This is a genomic window from Polymorphospora sp. NPDC051019 (genome assembly GCF_040683055.1).
Taxonomy (GTDB): domain Bacteria; phylum Actinomycetota; class Actinomycetes; order Mycobacteriales; family Micromonosporaceae; genus Polymorphospora; species Polymorphospora lycopeni.
Genome location: NZ_JBFBCH010000027.1, coordinates 23150 through 43669 on the forward strand (window position 1 = coordinate 23150; position 20520 = coordinate 43669).

The window sequence follows — 20520 nt, forward strand, 5'->3', positions numbered from 1 at the left end:
AGCATGACCCGTTCCACTCCGCCGGGCCCATCCCGCTCGGCCGGCCGCCCGACCGGCAACCGCCGTGACGGTACGCGTTCACGCGACTACCACGAGCCTGATCTTGCCGAGGAGGCGGGCACCGACGGCGAGCTGGTGGCGAGCCCCGGACACGGGGCGGTCGCCGTCTTCCAGGCGCCGCAACCGCCCCGGGGTCGTCCGGCCGCACCGCCGGCGGCGGGGCGCCGCCCGACGTCGGCCGCCGAGCACGCCGACATCGACTCCCCGTTCCTCGACCTCTTCGCCGGATCGCCGCCACGGGTCGATCCACCCGCCGCCGTGGCCAACCGACCGGTCGCCTCGCCAGAGACGCCGGCCCGCCGGCCCCGACCGGAGCTGCCCGGCGGCCGCGAGCGGCCGCCGGCCTGGGAGCCGGATCCGGGCCCCACCGCCCACCGCCGGCCCGAACCGGTACGGCACGAGCTGGCGCCGTCGCCGGCGCCGGCGATGCCATCCGCTCCGGTCGTCGTGCCGCCGGACGCCGAACCGCACCACGTCACAGCACCGGTCGCCCCACCGGCCGCGGTTGCTCCGGACGAGCCGGTCACGTCCATCGACCAGTTGCTCACGAGCCCCGCCCAGCAACCGGTTCCGGTGGAGCCGTCCGCCCTGCCGGACACCATCCCACCCGACGAGGACGTGGTCCCGAGCCGACGCCGCGCCGACAAACCGGCGACCGACAAGCGCGGCCGGCCCCGGAAGCAGCCAGCAGCGAAACCGGTCCGGGTCAAACCCCCCAAGGTCAAGTTCAGCGACCGCGACCCGTCGATCGAGCTGGCCATCTCCGAGATCGCCGGCCACCTGACGTTCGCCCCCAACACCGTCACCGCGTGGTACTGGCTGCCCGAGGTGCGGTGGGCCTTCCGGCCGGACGCCGAACGGGAGGCCCTCCTTTCGGCGATCTCCGAGCAGTACGCCGGGCTCGCCGGGTTCCGGCTGCATCTGCGCCGGACCACCCGGCCGTTCCCCGCCGACGAGTGGGCCCGGACGATCGACACCTACACGGCCAACCCGCTGCCCGACGTACCCGGGGCCGCGTCGTGGTCCGACCACCTCGTCGCCGCCCAGCGGCACCTGCTGTCGGTCAACCACGCCGAGGGGCAGACCTACCTCGGGGTGACCTTCGCCCGCCGTACGATCGGCAACTCGCTCGCCGAACGGGTACTGCGGGCCTTCGGCCGCGGCGTCGGCGAGGGCGAACGCCGCAAGCTCGGCCGTACGGTCGAACAGTTCGACGAGGTGCTCGCCGCGTTCGGCATGCGCGGCCGCCGGGTGACGTCGCAGGAGCTCGAGTGGCTGCTCTACCGCTCGGTGGCGCTGTGCATGGCGCCGCCCGGCGTGCTGTCACCGGTCACCAACGGCCGGTGGGAACGCGGCGACCTGCTCGCCCTGACCGAGCAGATCGAGCGCTACCGCACCCCGTACGGCTCCACCGTGAAGCTGGTCAACCGGATGACCGGCGAGGAGCGGCACGTCGCCGTACTCGCCGTCGGCCGGATGGAGCCGCTGGAGATCCCCGAACGCCACGAGCCGTGGTTGCACTTCCACGAACGGCTGCCGTGGCCGATGGAGCTGTCGTCCCGATTCGACATCCTGGGCTCCAACGACTCGTTCCGGAACCTCGAACACCGGCTCCGGATGATCCGCTCCCAGCAACTCGACTACGCCGAGCACGGCATCGACGCGCCCCCGGAACTGGAACGGCTCGCCAAACGGGCACTGGTGATCGGCGACGAGATGACCACCGGGCTGCCGGTGGAATCGGCCCGCGCGCACGGCTGGCACCGGATCGCGGTCGGCGGAAAGACCCGCGAGGAGTGCCTCGAACGGGCCCGTCGACTGATCCAGCTCTACTCCCGCGAACTGCGGATCGCGCTCCAGCATCCGAAGAGCCAGGACTGGTTGGCCCGGGAGTTCATCCCCGGCGAGCCGATCGCCAACACCGGCTACGTCCGCCGGATGCCGGTGAAACTGCTCGCCGCCGCGCTGCCACAGGCCGCGTCCACCGTCGGCGACCGGCGCGGTGACCTGATCGGCCGGACCGCCGGCACCTGCCGCCGGCCGGTCTTCCTCGACCTGCACTTCCCGATGGAGGTCCGCGAACGCTCCGGGCTGGCCGTCTTCGTCGCCGAACCCGGCGGCGGCAAGTCCACCCTGCTCGGCGCACTGGGCTACCTCGCCGCCCGGCGGGGCGTGCAGGTGACGCTGCTCGACCCGTCCGGACCGCTCGCCCGGCTGTGCGCGATGCCCGAACTGCGGCCGTACTCGCGGGTGCTCAACCTGACCGGCTCCGAGCAGGGCACCCTCGCCCCGTACGCGTTGATCCCGACCCCGCTGCGGTCGGAGTTCCCGACCGGTGCGGCGGGCGACCGTGAGTTCGAGATCGCCGTCTCCAACGCCCGCGCCGAACGCCGCATGTTGGTCCAGGACATCTGCATGATGCTGGTGCCACCGCAGGTCGCCCGGGAAGCGTCCACGGCGACCCTGCTGCGACATGCCGTACGGCAGGTGCCGGCGGAGGAGACCTCGACGCTCGACGACGTGGTCGCCTGCCTGGCCGGCCTCGACGACCACGAGGGGCGCGAACTCGCCAACCTGCTCCTCGACACCGCCGAGATGCCGCTGGCCCTGCTCTTCTTCGGCCGTCCGCCGGAGGGGCTACTGGGCGCCGACGCCACCCTGACCGTCATCACCATGGCCGGTCTGCGGTTGCCCGACCTCAAGATCGAACGCGAGTACTGGTCGGCCGAGGAAGCCCTCGCCCTGCCGATGCTGCACACCGCGCACCGGCTCGCCGTACGGCGCTGCTACGGCGGCTCCATGTCCTCCCGCAAACTGGTCGGCCTCGACGAGGCGCACTTCATGGAGGGGTGGCGCTCCGGACGCTCGTTCCTGGTCCGGCTGGCCCGCGACTCCCGCAAGTGGAACCTGTCCGCCCTGGTCGCGTCGCAGAACCCGCGCGACATCCTCGGGCTCGACGTACAGAACCTCGTCTCCACCGTCTTCGTCGGCCGCATCGCCGAGGACGAAGAGATCGCCTCGGAGGCCCTGCGGCTGCTCCGGGTGCCGGTCAACGACGGCTACGAGGCCACCCTGGCTTCCCTGTCCAACGTGGATGCGTCATCGGCTTCTCGGCTCGGCTTCCGGGAGTTCGTCATGCGTGATGTGGACGGTCGCGTGCAGAAGGTACGCGTGGACGTGTCGTACGTCGAGGGTCTGCTCGACCACCTCGACACCACACCGGCCGCGATGACACCGACACCCACAGCCCTCACCTCCGAACTGCCGGATCTGGAGTCCTGACATGGCCAGGCGGGCCATGGCCATGCTCCTCGCCGTACTCGTCGGTGCGGTGGCGACCGTGTCGTGGCCGGCGCTGGGGGCAAGCCCGGCGCAAGCCGCCCCGCTGCCGGCCCGGGCCCCGGCCGAACTCTGCACCACCGAGCAGTGGCAGGCCGATTTCCGGGCCTGCGTCGACCGCCTCCAGGACGTCACCGAGGCCCGCGCCCAGTGCCTGACCGCCCCGACTCCGGGCACTCCCGACTCCGGACTGGCCGGCTGGTTCGCCGGGCGGCCTGATTCGTCGAAGCTCCCCGGCCCGCAGGGGCTCTACAGCGACTACGGCTACGCCGGGTACAGCTACACCACGTACGACATCGAGGGCGGCTGCGCCTCGACGCTGCTACACCCGGAATACCGGGTCACCACGACGATCGCCAACGGCGAGTTCATGATCGCCACCGCGATCATCGGTGCCTCGAACGCGCTGCGGGAACGGGCCTGGAGCCCTCAGTCGATGTGGGGCTGGGCCGATCCCCTGGTCGAGCAGGCCACGAAGGCGATCTACCAAAAGGTGTTCAGCGTCTTCGGCATCGTCACGCTGTGTGTGGTGGGGCTCTACCTCATCTGGCGCTCCCGGCAGTCCGACATGAGCAACGCCATGACGACCGCCGGATGGGCGGTATTCGTGATGGTGGCGGTGACCGCCGTGGCGGCGTGGCCGGTGGCATCGGCCAACATCGCGGACCGGGCCCTGGTGAGCGGCCTGGGCGTCGTACACGACGCGGTCGGTCCGGCGGCCAGAGACGTGCCACCGGACAAATGCGCCGTCCCCAATCCCGACGCTTGCGTCGACAAACGACCACCCGCGGTACGGGCCAGCGACACATCCACCGAGACGATGCTCTACCGGAACTGGCTGCGCGGCGTGCTCGGCTCCGCGGACACCGAGACGGCCCGGAAGTACGGGCGCGCGCTCTACGATGCCAAGTCGCTGTCGTGGGACGAGGCGCAGAAGTTGCGGGACAACCCCGCGACTCGGCAGGCGACCATCGACGCCAAGGGCCGGCAGTGGATGAAGGTCGCCGAGCAGATCCGGGCCGAGGATCCGGAGGCCTACGAGTACCTCCAGGGCACCCGGGACATGGACCGGGTGGGGGCGGGCTTCATCGCCGTGCTCGCCGCGCTCCTGTTCGCAATGTTCGATCTCACCGCGTCGCTGCTGGTCCTGCTCGGGTTCCTGATCTTCCGGTGGGCGGTCGTCGCCGCACCGATCCTCGGCACGGTCGGGCTGATGCGCCCGGCCAGCGCCGGCATCCGGCGGCTCGGGAACGCCGTCGTGGCCGCCATCTTCAACATCGCGATCTTCGGTACCGGTGCGGCCGTCTACCTCCTGGCGGTCGATCTGGTGATGAGTACCCCGACCCTGCCGGGCTGGCTGCAGGTGGTGCTGGTCTGGCTCTGCGGCGTGGTCGGGTGGCTGTTGCTCCGGCCGTACCGGCGGATCACCCAGCTCGGGGGCAAGGACGCCACCGCCGCGGTCACCTCGGCCGGCTCGTGGCACCGCCAGTTCTTCAAGGACATGCGCGAGGCCGCGAAGCTCAACAGCGCCGAACCGGGTAGCTCCGCGGAACCGCAGTCCGGCAAACGTCGGCAGGTTGTCGTCGAACAGTCCAACCTGCGCCCGGAGGCGCGGCTGGAGGATCCGGCGCATTCCTCCGAGGGCCGGGAACGCTCCGGGGAGAAGGCACCGTCGTCGGCGGCGGAGCCGGCGGCCACCCCTTCCCGCGAACCGTCACGGCCACCGGTCCGGCCACGGCGCCCCGCGCAGTGGACCGAACCGGACGTCCCCGAGAGTGCTCCCTCCTTCGCCATCTACCGTCCAGGCTCCAGCGACCGCACGACGCCCGAGCCAGCACCGCGGGTGCGTACCGAGGCGAGGTGACCGGTTGAGACGCGCACTGGAACGCCTCGTCGTCGGCGTCTTCCGGTCCCGGGTGTGGGTCGCCGTCGCGCTCGGCATGGCGATCTTCGGCATCGTGGCACTGGCCCGGCTGGTGTCCGGACCGGACGGGACCGGTGACGAGGTGCCCCGGGGGGCACCGGTGCGTCCCCTGGTCACCATCGACCCGGGTACCGGTGACGACGGGGTGGTGTCGCCACCACCGCAACCGTCGATCAAGGCCCGGCCGGGCACACCCGCGCCGGAAACCGTCGCCCGCGCCTTCGCCGCGGCCTGGGTGGACCATCAGGACGTCTCGGCCGAGGACTGGCACGCCGCGCTGCTCCCGCACTCGACGGCCGCGCTCGCCGACAAACTGAGCGGGGTGGACCCGGCGGTCGTGCCCGCCAGCCGGGTGACCGGCGATCCCGCCCTGACCCCGTACGCCGAAGGGCTCGCCGACGCGACGGTCCCGGTCGACTCCGGTCGGCTACGGCTGCGGATGGTCACCTCGTCGGACCGCTGGCTGGTCGACGGTGTCGACTGGGAGCGGGCATGACCACGGGCGGCGGCCGACGCCGGCGATGGCGCGGGGTGCTGGCCCTCGGAATCGCCACCGTGCTGGTGGCGCTCTGCTGCGCCGGCGGGGTGACCGCGCTCTTCCTCACCGACCCGGCGACGGAGGACGGCTCCCTTCTGCTGTCCAGCTTCGGCTGCGGCGAGAGTGGGCCGGTCGACGCCAACGGCGACCTGCCCCGGATCGACCCGTACGGTGAGGCGCAGATCCGCAACGCGGCCGTCATCATCAACGTGGGTGCGGAGATGTCCGTGCCGCCCAAGGGCTGGGTCGTGGCCGTGGCGACCGCGATGCAGGAGTCGGCGCTGTCGAACCTGCCCCACCTGGGTGCCGACAACGACCACGACTCGGTGGGGCTATTCCAGCAGCGGCCCAGCCAGGGCTGGGGCACGCCGGCCCAGCTCCAGGATCCGGTCTACGCGTCCCGAAAGTTCTACCAGAAACTGCTCACCGTCAAAGGCTGGCAGCAGATGCCGCTCACCGAGGCGGCCCAGAAGGTACAGGTCAGCGCCTTCCCCGACGCGTACGCGAAGCACGAACCGCTCGCCACGCAGATCGTCAACATCCTGGCCGACGGTGCGGCGCGGGCGGCCGGTGCGGTCTCCGATCTGCGCTGCGCGACGGACGGTGAGGTCGCCGCGTCCGGCTGGACCGCGCCGGTCGGCGAGGGCATCGTCTCCGGATTCCGGACGGCGTCGCGGCCGAGCCACCACGGGGTCGACCTCGGTTCCGGCCGCGGTACGCCGATCCGGGCCGCCGCCGCCGGGCGGGTGCTGGTCTCCCGATGCGACGCCGACAGCGCACCACCCTGGTCCTGCGACTCGGACGGCTCCCCGTCCACCGCAGGGTGCGGCTGGTACGTCGACATGCTCCATGCCGGCAACATCGTCACCCGGTACTGCCACATGGTCAGCCGGCCGCACGTCGCCGTCGGCGAGAAGGTCGCGGCCGGTCAGGTCATCGGACTGGTCGGCACCAGCGGCCGCTCCTCCGGTCCGCACCTGCACTTCGAGGTGCACATCAACGGCGACCGGAGCAGCCGCGGCGCGGTCGACCCGGTGCGATTCATGCGGGACGTGGGCGCCCCCCTGGGGGCCGGTACATGATCCGGGGACGCTGATGGGTGGAGAGCCGATCCCGGACCCGTTCGCGGACCAGCCCGACTGGGCGCCGCGGCCACCGCGGCCGATCGTTCCCACCCCGGCCGCTGGCCGGAACGACCTACGCGGACGGCGGGTCGTCGTCGGGCTGCCCGGCCTCGGCTGGCGCACGGACCTCCGCGCCGACGAGACGGTCGTGCAGGGCAGTCGCAGCTACGTGCCGGTCATCGTCGAACAGGACTGGTACCGCGCCGAGACGGAGCAGATCGAGGTGTTCGCGCCGTTGGTACCCGCCGAGCGGGTATGGCTGGAGATGGTCGGACCGGCGAGTTCCGACCGCCCGTCGCGCACCGACGTGCTCTCGCGGCTGGTCTCGCTCGACGCGCCGGCCCGCCGCGATCCGGTACCGGTGGTGGATGCCGACGCGCTGGTCGGTCGGCGGGTCGTCGAGGTCTCCGACGGGGTGGAGCGACGCGATCTGCGCGCGGTCACCGACATGCACACGAGCAGCGACGGGGACATCTGCGTACGGGTCGCCACCGAGATGGACTGGTACCGCTGGGCCTGGACCGGCCAGCCACCCAAGACGCTGGAAGTACCGGTCCATCTACTCTGGATCGAGTGACACTAGGCGTTTTCTGCCGCGGCACACACCCGCCAACTATCGGACTCTGCCAGCTCAAAACGCCAGCCCTGAAGGTCGCTCTGCTCGAAACCATCTACCGAGGCAGAAATCCTCAACTCCAGCGTGACCTCGGCAAACTCATCGCGCGTTATCATTCCCAGGCTCCCCCACGAGACGTTGAACTGAGTGCCGAACTCCTGCTCACGGCTCAACAGGTCCGCACGAAGCAGCAAAAGCGGAGCCAGCCGGGCGGACTCTGGGCAGGTGAAGATGGCCGCTTTGACGTCGTCACGTTCGACGAACACCGCGCGCAGATAGTTGTCGACAACAACGTCCGGGGCGCTGCGGTCGGGCTGGGTCACGGTGTCGTACGCGACGTACACCACTCCCGCCCCACCGACGCAGAGCAACGCGATCATCCCGCCCAACACCGACAGCACCAGCCGGAGCCGCCGTACCCGGGGCATCGAACCGCCGGGCCCGTACGCGGACCGCTGACCGGGTTGCACCGGAGGCATCGCTGATTCCACGTACCGAGGTTATCGGCCCTGGCGCCCCGACCCAACGGGCACGAACCTCCATCTCCGTAACCACAACGGCTCGATCGTTAACTATGCGTAGTCACCCCGTCGACCCTGGCCGCACTGCCTGCGCGTCCGTGAAAGGCGGTGCGGTTCTTGGGATACGGTCGTCTTTCGACGGACGTGCCGGCCACGACGAAAGGCGGACGGGGTGGCCAGCTTGAAGGGGCGGGCGAGCCGGGCTGCCGTGTTGCACCGGCAGGCCGCGGCGGTGGTGGCGGCGGCCGGTGGTGCCCTCGACGCCACCCGACCGGCTCCGGCCGACCGGCGGGAGCAGCATGATCTGGCCGAGCGGCTGCGGGCCGCGGCGGCCTTGCTGGCGCCGGGTTGGCTCGGCGGGCCGTTGGAGGCGCAGTCGGCGGAGACGCCGCTCGGTGGGCCGGGGCTGCCGGAGTTCGTCCGGATCGGTACGGCGCAGCCGTTGGACGATGCCCGATTCCCGGCGATCGTCCCGCTCCTCGGCACCGGTCATCTGACTATCGACGCCGATGCCCGGGACGCGCGGGTCTCGGGTCTGATCCGGGCCGTGTTGCTGCGGCTGCTCGCGGCCGCGCCGGCCGGTTCGCTGCTGGTCCGCGCGGTCGACGCGGCCGGGATGGGTACGGTTTTCGCGCCGTTCGCCCCGCTTGCCGATGCCGGGCTGATGCCGCCGCCGGTCTCCGACCGCACCGGGCTGCGGGCGGTGTTGGCCGAGGCCGAGCAGTGGGTACGGCCCGCCCGGCCCGCCGCGGCCCGGCACAACCGCCGGGATCGTACGTTGCTGGTGGTGATCGCGTCGCTGCCGGAACTGACCGAGGGTGGTGATCTGGCCCGGATCGCCGCCCTGGCGCAGCACGGTCCGGCGGCCGGTCTGCACCTGATCGTGGCCGGCTGGCCGCCACCGCCGTTGACCGCGGAGACCACTCAGGCGCCGTTGCCGCGGACCACGATGGTCACGTTGCGGAATCCGTACGCGCTGATCAGTGATCCGCCGGGTGGGTCGTTCGGCAGCCCGGCACCGCATCTGCCGTCGACCGGGCTGAATTCTCCGGTCTTCCTCGACGAGGACCCGCCGGCCCACCTGTTCGACCGGGTGTGTCAGGAGTTGGCCGACCGGTTCGACGCCCGGTCGCGGCTGTCGCTGCGTGACCTGCTGCCCGACGAGGTCGACGGGTCGTGGACCGAGGAGTCGTCGGCGGGGCTGGCGACGACGGTGGGCCAGGACGGCGATCGTCCGGTGTTGCTCCAGTTCAACGACCTGACGCCGCACTGGATGGTCGGCGGGCGGTCGGGCTCCGGCAAGACGGCGTTCCTCGTCAACGTCCTCTATGGACTCTGCGCCCGGTACGGTCCGGCGGAGTTGACGCTCTACCTGCTCGATTTCAAGGAAGGCGTCTCCTTCGTCGAGTTCGTGCCGACCGAACGGGATCAGACGTGGTTGCCGCAGGCACGGGCGGTCGGTGTCGAGTCCGACCGGGAGTACGGGCTCGCGGTGCTACGCGAACTCGACGCGGAGATGACCCGGCGTTCGGTGGCGTACAAGCGGGCCGGGGTGACCCGCTTCGCCGAGTTGCGCGAGCGCCAGCGGCTGCCGCGGGTGGTGTGCGTGGTGGACGAGTTCCAGGTGCTGTTGGCCGGCGGCGACCGGCTGGCCGGCGAGGCGGTGGACCTGCTGGAGTCGCTGGCCCGCAAGGGCCGGTCGTACGGCATCCACCTGGTGCTCGCGAGCCAGACGGTGCTGGGGGTCGAGGCGCTGTACGCCAAGCGTGACGCGATCTTCGGACAGTTCCCGGTACGGGTCGCCCTGCCCGGCGGCGGTGAGGTGCTGGAGCCCGCCAACGACGCGGCCGCCGGCCTGCCGCTGGGTACGGCGGTCGTCAACACCGCGGGTGGGTTGGGTGGGCCGCGGGGCGCGACCCGGGGGCACGAACGCATCGTCCGGTTTCCGGATCCGCACGCCGACCGGGCGGCGCTGTCGGCGCTGCGGCACCGGTTGTGGGAGGCCCGGCCGCCGGAGGCGACACCGCCGCCGGTGTTCGCCGGGTATGCGGAGCAGCGTCTCGACGACGATCCGACCTACCGGGCGGCGCTGGCGGGCCGGTCGGCGCGGCCGGCGGCGCTGGTGGGCCGGACGGTCGACGTCCAGTTGTCGACCGCGTCCTTTCCGCTCGACGCCTCGCCGGGCCGGCATCTGGCGGTGCTCGGCCCGGACCCGGCCGGCGCGGACGTGCTGGCGGCGGCGGCCCGCAGCCTGGCTGTGCAGCACGCGCCGGGTACGGTGCGGTTCGTCGTGGCCTCGTTGGTCAGTGACGGCGATCCGGCCGCGAACGCATTGGTGGCGGAGTTGGCCGGGCGGCAGGAGGTCGAGAGTGTCGACGTGGCGGGCCTGACCGGGGCACTGGGCCTGGATCGTCCCGGCTATCTGGTGGTCTTCGGCATGGACACGGTGGGTACGGACTCGCTGCCGGCGGAGCGGCTTCGGGAGCTGCTGCGGCACGGCCCCGGCCGCGGGGTCCATCTGCTGTCGTGGTGGCGTGGGACGCGCCGGTTCGCCGAGGAGTTGGGCGGCGCCGCGGCCCGCGACGACGTGGCCGGCCTGGTCTTCCTCAACGTGCCCGGCACCGAGGTGTCGGCGCTGGTCGGTCGCCCGGTCGACTGGCAGCCTCGGCCCAACCGGGCGTTGCTCCACGACCGGCACACCGACCGTACGGCGGTGATCGTGCCGTTCACGGGTCCGGAGCGGGACGCATGACCGGGCCGGAGCCGACCGCGGACGCGTGGCGTGACTATCTGGCGGCCGCGCAGCGGCTGGACGCGGTACGCCGGGCCGCTGCCCAGGCCGCGAGCGAGCAGGCGCAGGCGGTCCAGGCCGCCCGCGACGAGCTGACCGGGGTACGGGCCCGACTCGTGCCGCAACAGTCGCGTCTGCGTGAGCTGGGGGTCCGGGACCGTGATCTGGTGCCGGAGCCGGCCGAGGTGGCGGCGGAGGCCGCGAGGATGGGTGGCGGCCCCGGGGCGGTGGTGACGGCACTGCGGCGAAGCCGGTCGATCGTGGATGCGGCGGACGCCGCGGCGGCGGGTACGCTGCCCGACCCGCCGCGTGGCGCGGGCGCCCCGTGGCTGCGCAACCTGCTCGTGTACGGCCCGTTCGCTCTCGTGGTCCTGGTCATCGAGGTGGCCCTCTACCTGGTGTCCGGGGAGCGGTCGCCGGATCTCGCCGTGCTGCTGTGCGGGGCCGGACTGCCGGTGGCGGCGTTCGCCCTCGGCTGGCTGGTCGTCGGTTTCGTCTTCCGGCCGGCACCCGGCGCCCGGGTCGAGCGCACTGCTCTGGTCGGGGCTCTGGTGTGTGGTGCCCCGATGCTGGTGCTGTGCCTGTGGTCGGTTGCCGACCGGATCAACGGATAGGGCCGCCGCCCGCTACGAGTTGATGATGAGCGACATCGCCTCGGCGCGGGATTTGGCGCTGCGCTGGTGCAGGCCGCGTACGGCCGAGGTGATGGTCTTGGCCCCGGCCTTCTGGATGCCACGCATGGCCATGCACATGTGCTCGCACTCCAGCACGACGATCACGCCGCGCGGGTCGAGCTTGGCCATCAGCAGATCCGCGATCTGCGAGGTGAGCCGTTCCTGCACCTGGGGGCGGCGGGCGTAGACCTCCACCAGCCGGGCGAGCTTGGACAGACCGGTGATCCGGCCGTGGGTGCCGGGCACGTAGCCGATGTGCGCCACGCCGTGGAACGGCAGCAGGTGGTGCTCGCACAGGCTCATCACGTCGATGTCGCGGACCAGCACGAGTTCCTCGTGGTTGGCCTCGAAGGTGGTGGTGAGCACCTGGGCGGGGTCGACGCGCAGGCCGGCGAACAGCTCGGCGTACGCCCGGGCGACCCGGGCCGGGGTGTTCCGCAGCCCGTCGCGGTCGGGGTCCTCCCCGACCGCGACGAGGATCTCGCGTACGGCGCGCTGGATCCGGTCGAGGTCGACGGCCTGCTCGACGGGTACACCGGTGAGCTTGCCGTTGACCAGCCGGGCGGCCAGGTAGTCGAGGGCGTCGTCGCCGTCGGGTTCGGTCGAGGAGACCGACTGGCCGTTGGGCGACGGGAACGCCTCGACCGGGTCGGGGCGGGAGCCCGTGCCGGCGCTCAGTGTGTGCCGTCCGAGTTCGCGGCGGGCCCGCCGACGGCGGCGGCCTGTGCCCCATCCGCCTCGGCCTGCTTCTTCAGCGTGTTCTTCTCGCCGGGCGTGAGGACCGGCGGCTCGGTCGACGGCTGGCGCTTGCCGAAGTTGTTGTACGGCGCCATCGGCGGCCGCTTGACCACCCGGGCGCAGATGCGGGCCATGTCGGTCTGGGAGATGGTCTCCTTCTCCATCAGCTCCAGCACGATGTTGTCGAGCACGTCCCGGTATTCGACCAGGATCTCCCATGCCTCGTCGTGGGCCAGTTCGATCAGCGCCCGCATCTCGCCGTCGATCTCGGCGGCGACCGCGTCGGAGTAGTCCCGCTCGTGGCCCATGTTGCGACCGAGGAAGGGCTCGTCGCCGCTGGTGCCGTACTTGATGGCACCGAGCTTGGAGCTCATGCCGTACTGGGTGATCATGGCGCGGGCGAGCGCGGTGGCCTTCTCGATGTCGTTGCCGGCACCGGTGGTGGGCTCGTGGAAGACCAGTTCCTCGGCGGCCCGGCCGCCGAGCGCGTACGCCAGGGTGTCGATCATCTCGGCCCTGGTCTGGGTGTACTTGTCCTCGGTGGGCAGCACCAGCGTGTGTCCGAGCGACCGGCCCCGGGACAGGATCGTCACCTTGTGTACGGGCGCGGCGTGCGGCAGCGCCCAGGCGACCAGTGCGTGGCCGCCCTCGTGGTAGGCGGTGATCTTCTTCTCGTTGTCGCCCATGACCCGGGTGCGCCGCTGCGGGCCGGCGACCACCCGGTCGATCGACTCCTCCAGCGACTCGTTGGAGATCGCCCGCTTGTCCTGGCGGGCGGTCAGCAGGGCCGCCTCGTTGATCACGTTGGCCAGGTCGGCGCCGCTGAAGCCGGGGGTACGCCGGGCGACCGCGTCGAGGTCGACGTCGGGCGTGAACGGCTTGCCCTTGGCGTGCACCCTCAGGATGGCCTTGCGGCCCTCCATGTCGGGGGTGTCGACCGGGATCTGCCGGTCGAAGCGGCCCGGCCGCAGCAGGGCGGGGTCGAGGATGTCGGGGCGGTTGGTGGCGGCGATCAGGATGACGCCGCCCTTCGTGTCGAAGCCGTCCATCTCGACGAGGAGCTGGTTGAGGGTCTGCTCGCGCTCGTCGTGGCCACCGCCCATACCGGCACCCCGGTGCCGGCCGACGGCGTCGATCTCGTCGACGAACACGATGGCCGGGGCGTTGGCCTTCGCCTGCTCGAAGAGGTCGCGGACCCGGCTGGCGCCGACACCGACGAACATCTCGACGAAGTCGGAACCGGAGATCGAGTAGAAGGGCACGCCGGCCTCGCCGGCGACCGCGCGGGCGAGCAGGGTCTTACCCGTACCGGGCGGGCCGAAGAGCAGGACGCCCTTCGGGATCTTGGCGCCGAGCGCCTGGTACTTCGCCGGGTTCTGGAGGAAGTCCTTGATCTCGTGGAGTTCCTCCACGGCCTCCTCGGAGCCGGCGACGTCGGCGAACGTCGTCTTCGGCGTGTCCTTGGTGATCATCTTCGCCTTGGACTTGCCGAAGTTGAGCACCCGGGAGCCGCCGCCCTGCATCTGCGACATGAACAGCAGGAGCAGGATGACCAGCACCGCGATCGGCAGCAGGTTGACCAGCAGGGTGAGGAAGACGTTGTCCTGCGACACCTCGGTGTCGGCGGGGCCGGTGATCCGGTTGGCCGCCTTCGCCTCGAGCACACTGTTCCAGACCTCGTCGCCCACCTGATACGGGAACTGGGCCTCGATCTTGTCGGTGTCGGTGTCGCCGAACCGCGCCTGGTCGGCGAGGTCGAGCCGGAGCGTCTGCTCCTTGTCCTGTAGGACGGCCTTGTCGATGCCACCCTTGTTGAGCTGCTCGAGCATCACCGAAGTGTCGACCTTGTGGTAGCTCGGACCGCTGGTGAAGAAAGAACTGAGTGCGATCGCACCGATGATCACCAGGATGATCCAGACCACCGGGCGGCGGAAGAAACGCGTACGTTCCATGCTGTTTCGAGCGCCGAAACGCCCGGACCCTCCTGATCGACGTCTTGGCCGTCTGGTTAGCCAGGAGCCGCCGGTGGCGACCTCTCGACCGGCTCGGGAGCCGGTTTCGACCCGACCTGGGTGGCCGGCCCTGATCCGACCGGACCGGCTGGTCGGCCGGGATCCGTCCGTCCGGGATCCGTCCGACCGGCCAGGATGGCCGGATTGCCCGCGGCACTGATCTGCTGCGCCACGGTCATTCGAAGGTACACCGTGAGCGCGAGGCGCGAGTGTTTCGGGGCGGTCTACGCACGGCGACACCGTCCCGGGTGTGCGTGTGGGCTCGCGGCCCCCGCGACAGCCGCCCCGGACCGCCCCGGGCTGGGTTCGGAACCGGGCCGGCCTGCTCCCGGCGCCGTCCACGGTAACGACGGTTCCTGAGAGTGGCCTGTACGCGCCGACGTGGTCAGGCCCGGGCGTAGACCTCGGGCTTGAGGACCCCGACGTACGGCAGTTCGCGGTAGCGCTCGCCGAAGTCGAGGCCGTACCCGACGACGAACTCGGTCGGGATGTCGAAGCCGACGTACTTCACCGGCACCGACACCTTGACCGCGTCGGGCTTGCGGAAGAGCGCGACCACCTCGACGCTGGCCGCCGACCGGGACTCCAGGTATTTCAGCAGCCACGACAGGGTGAGGCCGGAGTCGACGATGTCCTCGACGACCACGACGTGCCGGCCGGCGATGTCACGGTCGAGGTCCTTGAGGATGCGTACGACCCCGGACGAGGTGGTGCCCTGGCCGTAGGAGGAGACGGCCATGAACTCCATCTCGGTGGAGGGACCGTGGCGGCCGAGCGCCCGGGCGAAGTCGGCCATGAACATGACCGCGCCCTTGAGTACGCAGACGAGCAGCAGGCCGTCCTCGACCGAGGCGTAGTCGACGGAGACCTGCTTGGCCAGTTCCGCCGTCTTCTCGCGGATCTGGGCTTCCGAGATGATCACGTGGTCGATGTCGGCGTCGTACCAGGAGCCGTCAGACATGACCTAAGCCTGCCGTACGCGGGTTGCGGCCTGTCAGCGGGGCAGGCGCTTTTCGGCTGGCTGCCCCACGTACGGCGGGCGGCGGATCACGCACCGTCGCGGGTCAGGCGCTGGCCTGCCAGCGCCGGCCCTCGTCGGTGGGTTTCCAGTCGGCGGAATCGCGGGTGTCACTGGTCACACCGATGACCGAGGCGAGCGCGAGCAGCCCGACAAAAGCGAGAAGAACGAAGAATTCCATGGCGGCGTCAGCCTTTCGAGTCGGCTTGGAGAGCTTCGCCGCCGGTGCGCACCGGACGTCACGTAGAAGTCTCCGCCGCCGCCGACGGCCCGCCCAGTGGCAGAGATGCCATTGAACCTCGATTTCCTGCCACCTTCGGCGTAGGCTCGGCGGCATGCTCCGTACGGTCGCCGTGATCGCCCTCGACCAGGTCGCCGCCTTCGAACTGGGCGTGCTCTGCGAGGTCTTCGGCACCGACCGCACCGCCGACGGGTTCCCCGGCTACCGGTTCGACGTCTGCACCGCCGACGGCCAGCCGGTTCGCACCCGGTCCGGGTTCGGCATCACGCCGGCCGCCGACCTGACCCCGGTCGCGGACGCCGACCTGGTCGCCGTACCCGCCCACGCCGAGGGCGGCCACATCCCGCCCGCGGTGCTGGACGCGCTGCGCCGGGCCGCCGACCGGGGGGCGTACGTCCTCAGCGTCTGCTCCGGTGCCTTCGTGCTCGGCGAGGCCGGGCTGCTGGACGGGCGGGAGTGCACCACCCACTGGCGCTACGCCGACCTGCTCGCCGACCGCTACCCGCTGGCCCGGGTCCGCTGCAACTCCCTCTACGTCCAGGACGGCAACCTGCTGACCAGCGCCGGCACGGCCGCCGGGATCGACGCCTGCCTGCACCTGGTCCGGCAGGAACACGGCTCGGCGCTGGCCACCAAGCTCGCCCGGCGGATGGTCGTACCGCCGCACCGCGACGGGGGGCAGGCGCAGTTCATCGAGGCGCCGATCCCGCGTACGCCGGACGCGCCCACCCTCGAACCGGTGCTCGGCTGGCTGATGGGCAACCTCGACAAGACCACCACCGTCGAGGAGTTGGCCGGACGCGCCCACATGGCACCCCGGACGTTCGCCCGCCGGTTCCGGGCCGAGACCGGCACCACGCCGCACGACTGGCTGACCAACCAGCGGGTGCTGCTCGCCCGGCGCCTGCTGGAGGAGACCGCGCTGAGCGTCGAGGCAATCGCGGTCCGGGCCGGTTTCGGTGACGCGGCCGCGATGCGGCACCACTTCGGGCGCCGGGTCGGCGCCACCCCGCACGCCTACCGGGCCACCTTCCGCGAGCGGGTCTGAGCAGCCCGAAACACGAGCGGGTCTGAGCGACCCGGAACGTGAGCGGTCCAAGCCGCCCGGAACACGAGCGGGTCCGAGCCGGCCGCGGGATCAGTACCCCACGGCCAACCCGTCGGCGCGCGGTTCGGAACCGGCGACGTACCCGCCGTCCGGTAGCCGCCAGATCGCCTGGCCGTACCCGAAGGTCGACGGCTCGGGCTCGACGGTGATCTCGTGGCCCCGGCCGCGCAGGTCGGCGACCACGTCGCCGTCGAGTCCGGGCTCGACGAGCAGCGACCGGCCGGCGTGCCAGTACCAGCGCGGCGCGTCCAGGGCGGCCTGCGGGTCGAGCCCGCCGTCCAGCGTCGACGAGATGACCTGTACGTGTCCCTGTGGTTGCATGTGGCCGCCCATCACCCCGAACGGCCCCACCGGCTCGCCGCCGCGGGTCAGGAAGCCGGGGATGATCGTGTGGTACGGCCGCTTGCCGGGCGCGACGACGTTGGGATGCGCCGGGTCGAGGCTGAACCCGGCACCCCGGTTCTGCAGGCCGAAGCCGAGGCCGGGCACCACGACGTACGACCCGAAGCCGAGGTAGTTGGACTGGATGAGGCTCACCATCAGCCCGTCCCGGTCGGCGGCGCACAGGTAGACGGTGCCGCCCCGGGCCGGGTCGCCGGGTCCCGGCGTGCCGGCCCGCTCGCCGATCAACGCCCGCCGTGCGGCGACGTACGCGGGGTCGAGCAGTCCGGCCGTCGGGACGGAGACCCGCTCCGGGTCGGCGACGTACGCGTGGGCGTCGGCGAAGCCGAGCTTCGTCGCCTCGATCTGCCAGTGCAGCCGCCGCGCCGCCGGCATCCCGGCCAGGTCGACCCCGTCCAGGATGGCCAGCGCCATCAGCGCCGCCACCCCCTGCCCGTTCGGCGGCAGCTCCCACACCTCGTGCCCGCGGTAGGCCACCGACACCGGGTCGACCCAGGTGGACCGGTGCCCGGCCAGGTCGTCGGCGGTCAGCAGGCCACCGGTCGCGGCGGCGTACCGGGCCAGCGCGGTCGCGATCTCGCCCCGGTAGAAGTCGGCTGCACCGCTGGCCGCGATCCGGCGCAGTGTGCCGGCCGCCGCCGGGTTGCGCCACCGCTCGCCGGCCCGGGGTGCCCGCCCGCCGACCGTGAAGACCCGGCCCCACTCGGCGAACTCCGGCCCGGCCAGCTCCGCGTGGGTACGCACCGACCGGGCCCAGCCGGCGGCGACCCCCGGCGACACCGGGAAGCCGTGTTCGGCGTACCGGACGGCGTCGTCGAAGAGGTCGGCGAACGGCAGCGAGCCGAACCGGTCGTGCAGGTCCCGCCAGCCGGCCGGAGCCCCGGGTACGGTCACCGGCAGCCAGCCCCGGGCCGGCAGCCCGGGGGCGGCGGACTGGGCACCACCGTGCCCCGCGCTCGGCTCGGCCCCACGGCCGCCGGTCGCGGCGAGCACCGCCGCGCGGGTCAGCGCCGCCGGCGACCGGCCCGAGGCGTTGAGGCCGTGCAGCCGCCGTCCGTCCCACACGATGGCGAACAGGTCGCCGCCGATGTCGTTGGAGCCGGGCTGCACCACGGTCAGCGCGATCGCGGTGGCCAGTGCGGCGTCGACGGCGTTGCCGCCGCGGCGCAGGACCGCCGTACCGGCCGCCGCGGCCAGCGGCTGGCTGGTGGCGACGATGCCGTGCGGGGCGTACACGGGTTGTCTGGGGTGCGGCATCCGGCCAGTCTCACCCGGCGCCGAGGTGCCCGCCATGGCGGGCCACCCGGATGCCGCCGGGCAGGAAGGTCGGCCCCTGTCCGCGCCAGGCGGTGACGAGGGCGTCGAGCGCCTCGACGTGCCGGTGGGACAGGGCGGCCGGGGCGGCGCCCAACTCGCGGGCCCAGGCGTGCAGGACCCGGCCACGCAGCGCGGCCGGCAGTGCGGCGAGCACGGCGACCCGCAGCCCGCCGGCCGGGTCGCGGGCGGCCGCCAGGTGGTCGGCGGCGAGCGCGTCGAGCGCGGCGGTGTCGGCCGCGACCAGCGCCGCGGTGCGGGCCAGGTTGCCCACCACGCCGGGGCCGAGTGCCTCGACCAGCGCCGGCAGCAGGTCGGACCGGACCCGGGCCCGGGCGTACGACGGATCGGTGTTGTGCGGGTCGTCCCACGGGGTCAGGTCGAGCGCGGCGCACGCGGCGCGGGTCTGCGCCCGGGTGACGTCGAGCAGCGGCCGGCACAGCGCGATGCCGTCGAGGACGCGGACCGCCGGCATGCCGGCCAGCCCGCGCGGTCCGGCCCCGCGGGCAAGGGCGAGCAGCACGGTCTCGGCCTGGTCGTCGCGGGTGTGCCCGAGCAGTACGGTGCCGGCCCGGTGCCGGTGGGCGGCGGATACGAGTGCCTCGTAGCGGGCGTCCCGGGCGGCCGCCTCGGGTCCGCCCGGACGGCCGGCGACCTCGACCGTGGCGACCTCGACCGGCGCGAACCCGGCCCGATCGGCCCAGTCCGCTACGGCCCGGGCCCGCCGCGCCGAACCGGCCTGCAGGCCGTGGTCGACGGTCACCAGCCCCACGTCGACGCCCTGTCGCGGGCCGACGAACACCGCCGCCGCGGCCAGGGCCAGCGAGTCGGCCCCACCGGAGCAGGCGACCAGCACCCGGGCCCGCCGGGTGCCGGGCACCGGATCGGTCGCGGCCGGCGGGTCCGGAATCGGGGCGGACCCGACCTGGTCGAGTGCCCGTCGGACCGCGAGCCGGACCGCTGCGACCGGCGCGGCGAGGACGGCCACGGTCGGTTGGCGGCGGGTCAGCCGGCGGCGGAGACCGGCCCGACCGGGCCGTGTACGCGGGCCACCCACGCGCCCGGGTCGCCGAGTTCGTCCAGCCGGGGCAGGGTGAGCGGGGAGCTGAAGATCTTGTTGAAGCCGGCCATCCCGACCCGGTCGACCACCCCGTGCACGAACTTGCGGCCCTCGGCGTACTGACGCATCTTGACGTCGATGCCGAGGAGCTTGCGGATCGCCTTCTCGACCGGGTTGCTGGCCTCGCGGCGCCGGTTGAACTTCGCCCGGATCTCGCCGACGCTCGGGATGACCTCGGGGCCGACCCCGTCCATCACGAACTCCGCGTGCCCCTCGAGCAGCGTCATCAGCGCGGTGAGCCGGTCGAGCACGGCCCGCTGCCCCGGCGTCTGCACGATGTCGAGCACGCTGGCCCGGCTGTCCGGGTTGCGTACGGTGTCGGACAGGGTGGCCACGCCGCGGCGGATCCGGTCGAGGAGGTTGTCGCCGCCGGCCTGGGAGGCGTCGACGAACGCCTGCACCTCGCCGAAGAAGTAGCCGCGCATCCACGGCACGGCGGTGAACTGGGTGCGGTGGGTCACCTCGTGCAGGCAGACCCAGAGGCGGAAGTCGCGGGGCTCGGCCTGGAGCTTGCGCTCCACCTCGACGATGTTCGGCGCGACGAGCAGGAGCTGGCCCGGATCGGCGGAGAAGACCTCGTACTGCCCGAGCACCCGGCCGGACAGGTAGGCGAGCACCGTACCGGCCTGGACGCCGGTGAGCCGGGAACCGACCGCGTCGGTCAGCGCCCCGGGCTGCTTGTCGCCGGACAGCCGGTTGACCAGCGGTGTGATCACCTCGCTGAGGCCGGCGATGTTGACCGCCGCCCAGTCCCGCCGGTCGACGATCCGCACCGGCGGGTGGGCCACCAGCGACCGTAGCCCGGTGTACTCCGCCACGTGCCCGGCGGCCTCGTCGGTCAGCCGCCGCAGGTCGGCGACGACCTCGGTGGCCTCCTCGTAGGAGACTCTCGGTCCCGACTTGCCCAGTGCTCCCGCGGTGGCAGCGGCAAGATCCCAGTCCACGAACTGCGCCATGCAACCACCGTACCCGCGCCGGAA

At 72.3% G+C, this 20520-nt stretch carries 16 protein-coding genes; 8 read left to right on the forward strand and 8 right to left on the reverse strand.

What is annotated here, in order from left to right; genetic code table 11:
• Positions 1-3: 3 nt before the first annotated feature.
• Genes AB0M79_RS31885 through AB0M79_RS31905 form a run of 5 tightly spaced genes read left to right on the forward strand, consistent with a single transcriptional unit; the run spans position 4 to position 7562 of the window.
• Positions 4-3342, forward strand: a complete 3339-nt coding sequence (locus AB0M79_RS31885) for an ATP-binding protein (protein ID WP_364221026.1) — start codon at positions 4-6, stop codon at positions 3340-3342.
• Position 3343: 1 nt separating this feature from the next.
• Positions 3344-5263, forward strand: coding sequence for an MFS transporter (locus tag AB0M79_RS31890; RefSeq protein WP_364221029.1), 1920 nt, complete (start codon positions 3344-3346; stop codon positions 5261-5263).
• A 4-nt stretch (positions 5264-5267) separates the two neighbouring features.
• A complete protein-coding gene (locus AB0M79_RS31895) occupies positions 5268-5819 on the forward strand; it encodes a hypothetical protein (RefSeq protein WP_364221032.1) in 552 nt (183 codons plus the stop codon).
• Positions 5816-6943: a M23 family metallopeptidase gene (locus AB0M79_RS31900; RefSeq protein WP_364221035.1), complete on the forward strand. Its 1128-nt coding sequence runs from the start codon at positions 5816-5818 to the stop codon at positions 6941-6943. The genes AB0M79_RS31895 and AB0M79_RS31900 overlap by 4 nt, the downstream gene beginning before the upstream one ends.
• Before the next feature lie 13 nt (positions 6944-6956).
• Entirely contained in the window at positions 6957-7562 is a 606-nt protein-coding gene (locus tag AB0M79_RS31905; RefSeq protein ID WP_364221038.1) for a hypothetical protein, read from the forward strand.
• A 2-nt stretch (positions 7563-7564) separates the two neighbouring features.
• Here the strand turns inward: AB0M79_RS31905 and AB0M79_RS31910 are convergent, their stop codons facing one another.
• The gene (locus AB0M79_RS31910) at positions 7565-8092 is read right to left on the reverse strand and encodes a hypothetical protein (RefSeq protein WP_364221041.1); all 528 of its coding nucleotides are present in this window, start codon (positions 8090-8092) and stop codon (positions 7565-7567) included.
• Positions 8093-8294: 202 nt separating this feature from the next.
• Between AB0M79_RS31910 and AB0M79_RS31915 the strand changes: the two genes are divergently transcribed.
• Both AB0M79_RS31915 and AB0M79_RS31920 read left to right on the forward strand, forming a co-directional pair.
• Positions 8295-10874: an FtsK/SpoIIIE domain-containing protein gene (locus tag AB0M79_RS31915; protein WP_364221044.1), complete on the forward strand. Its 2580-nt coding sequence runs from the start codon at positions 8295-8297 to the stop codon at positions 10872-10874.
• On the forward strand, positions 10871-11527 hold the full coding sequence (locus tag AB0M79_RS31920) for a hypothetical protein (protein ID WP_364221047.1): 657 nt from the start codon (positions 10871-10873) through the stop codon (positions 11525-11527). The genes AB0M79_RS31915 and AB0M79_RS31920 overlap by 4 nt, the downstream gene beginning before the upstream one ends.
• Positions 11528-11539: 12 nt before the next feature.
• Here AB0M79_RS31920 and folE read toward each other — a convergent pair whose 3' ends face one another.
• The 4 genes from folE to AB0M79_RS31940 form a co-directional block, all read right to left on the reverse strand.
• A complete protein-coding gene (gene folE / locus AB0M79_RS31925; RefSeq protein ID WP_357535659.1) occupies positions 11540-12157 on the reverse strand; it encodes a GTP cyclohydrolase I FolE in 618 nt (205 codons plus the stop codon).
• Between the two features lie 104 nt (positions 12158-12261).
• A complete protein-coding gene (gene ftsH / locus AB0M79_RS31930; RefSeq protein WP_364221050.1) occupies positions 12262-14277 on the reverse strand; it encodes an ATP-dependent zinc metalloprotease FtsH in 2016 nt (671 codons plus the stop codon).
• 445 nt (positions 14278-14722) lie between these two features.
• Positions 14723-15298 (reverse strand): hypoxanthine phosphoribosyltransferase, encoded by a 576-nt coding sequence (hpt, locus tag AB0M79_RS31935; RefSeq protein ID WP_212825745.1) that lies wholly within the window; start codon positions 15296-15298, stop codon positions 14723-14725.
• 103 nt (positions 15299-15401) lie between these two features.
• The gene (locus tag AB0M79_RS31940) at positions 15402-15536 is read right to left on the reverse strand and encodes a hypothetical protein (protein WP_357535298.1); all 135 of its coding nucleotides are present in this window, start codon (positions 15534-15536) and stop codon (positions 15402-15404) included.
• Positions 15537-15690: 154 nt separating this feature from the next.
• On the opposite strand from AB0M79_RS31940, the gene AB0M79_RS31945 reads away from it, so the two are divergent.
• Positions 15691-16644: a helix-turn-helix domain-containing protein gene (locus AB0M79_RS31945; protein ID WP_364221055.1), complete on the forward strand. Its 954-nt coding sequence runs from the start codon at positions 15691-15693 to the stop codon at positions 16642-16644.
• A 90-nt stretch (positions 16645-16734) separates the two neighbouring features.
• Here the strand turns inward: AB0M79_RS31945 and AB0M79_RS31950 are convergent, their stop codons facing one another.
• From AB0M79_RS31950 to AB0M79_RS31960, 3 genes are read right to left on the reverse strand one after another with little or no spacing between them, the layout of a single operon-like run.
• On the reverse strand, positions 16735-18363 hold the full coding sequence (locus AB0M79_RS31950) for a gamma-glutamyltransferase family protein (protein WP_364221058.1): 1629 nt from the start codon (positions 18361-18363) through the stop codon (positions 16735-16737).
• A gap of 10 nt (positions 18364-18373) precedes the next feature.
• Positions 18374-19408: a tRNA lysidine(34) synthetase TilS gene (gene tilS / locus AB0M79_RS31955; protein ID WP_364221061.1), complete on the reverse strand. Its 1035-nt coding sequence runs from the start codon at positions 19406-19408 to the stop codon at positions 18374-18376.
• 17 nt (positions 19409-19425) lie between these two features.
• On the reverse strand, positions 19426-20496 hold the full coding sequence (locus AB0M79_RS31960) for a zinc-dependent metalloprotease (RefSeq protein WP_364221064.1): 1071 nt from the start codon (positions 20494-20496) through the stop codon (positions 19426-19428).
• Between the last annotated feature and the right edge of the window lie 24 nt (positions 20497-20520).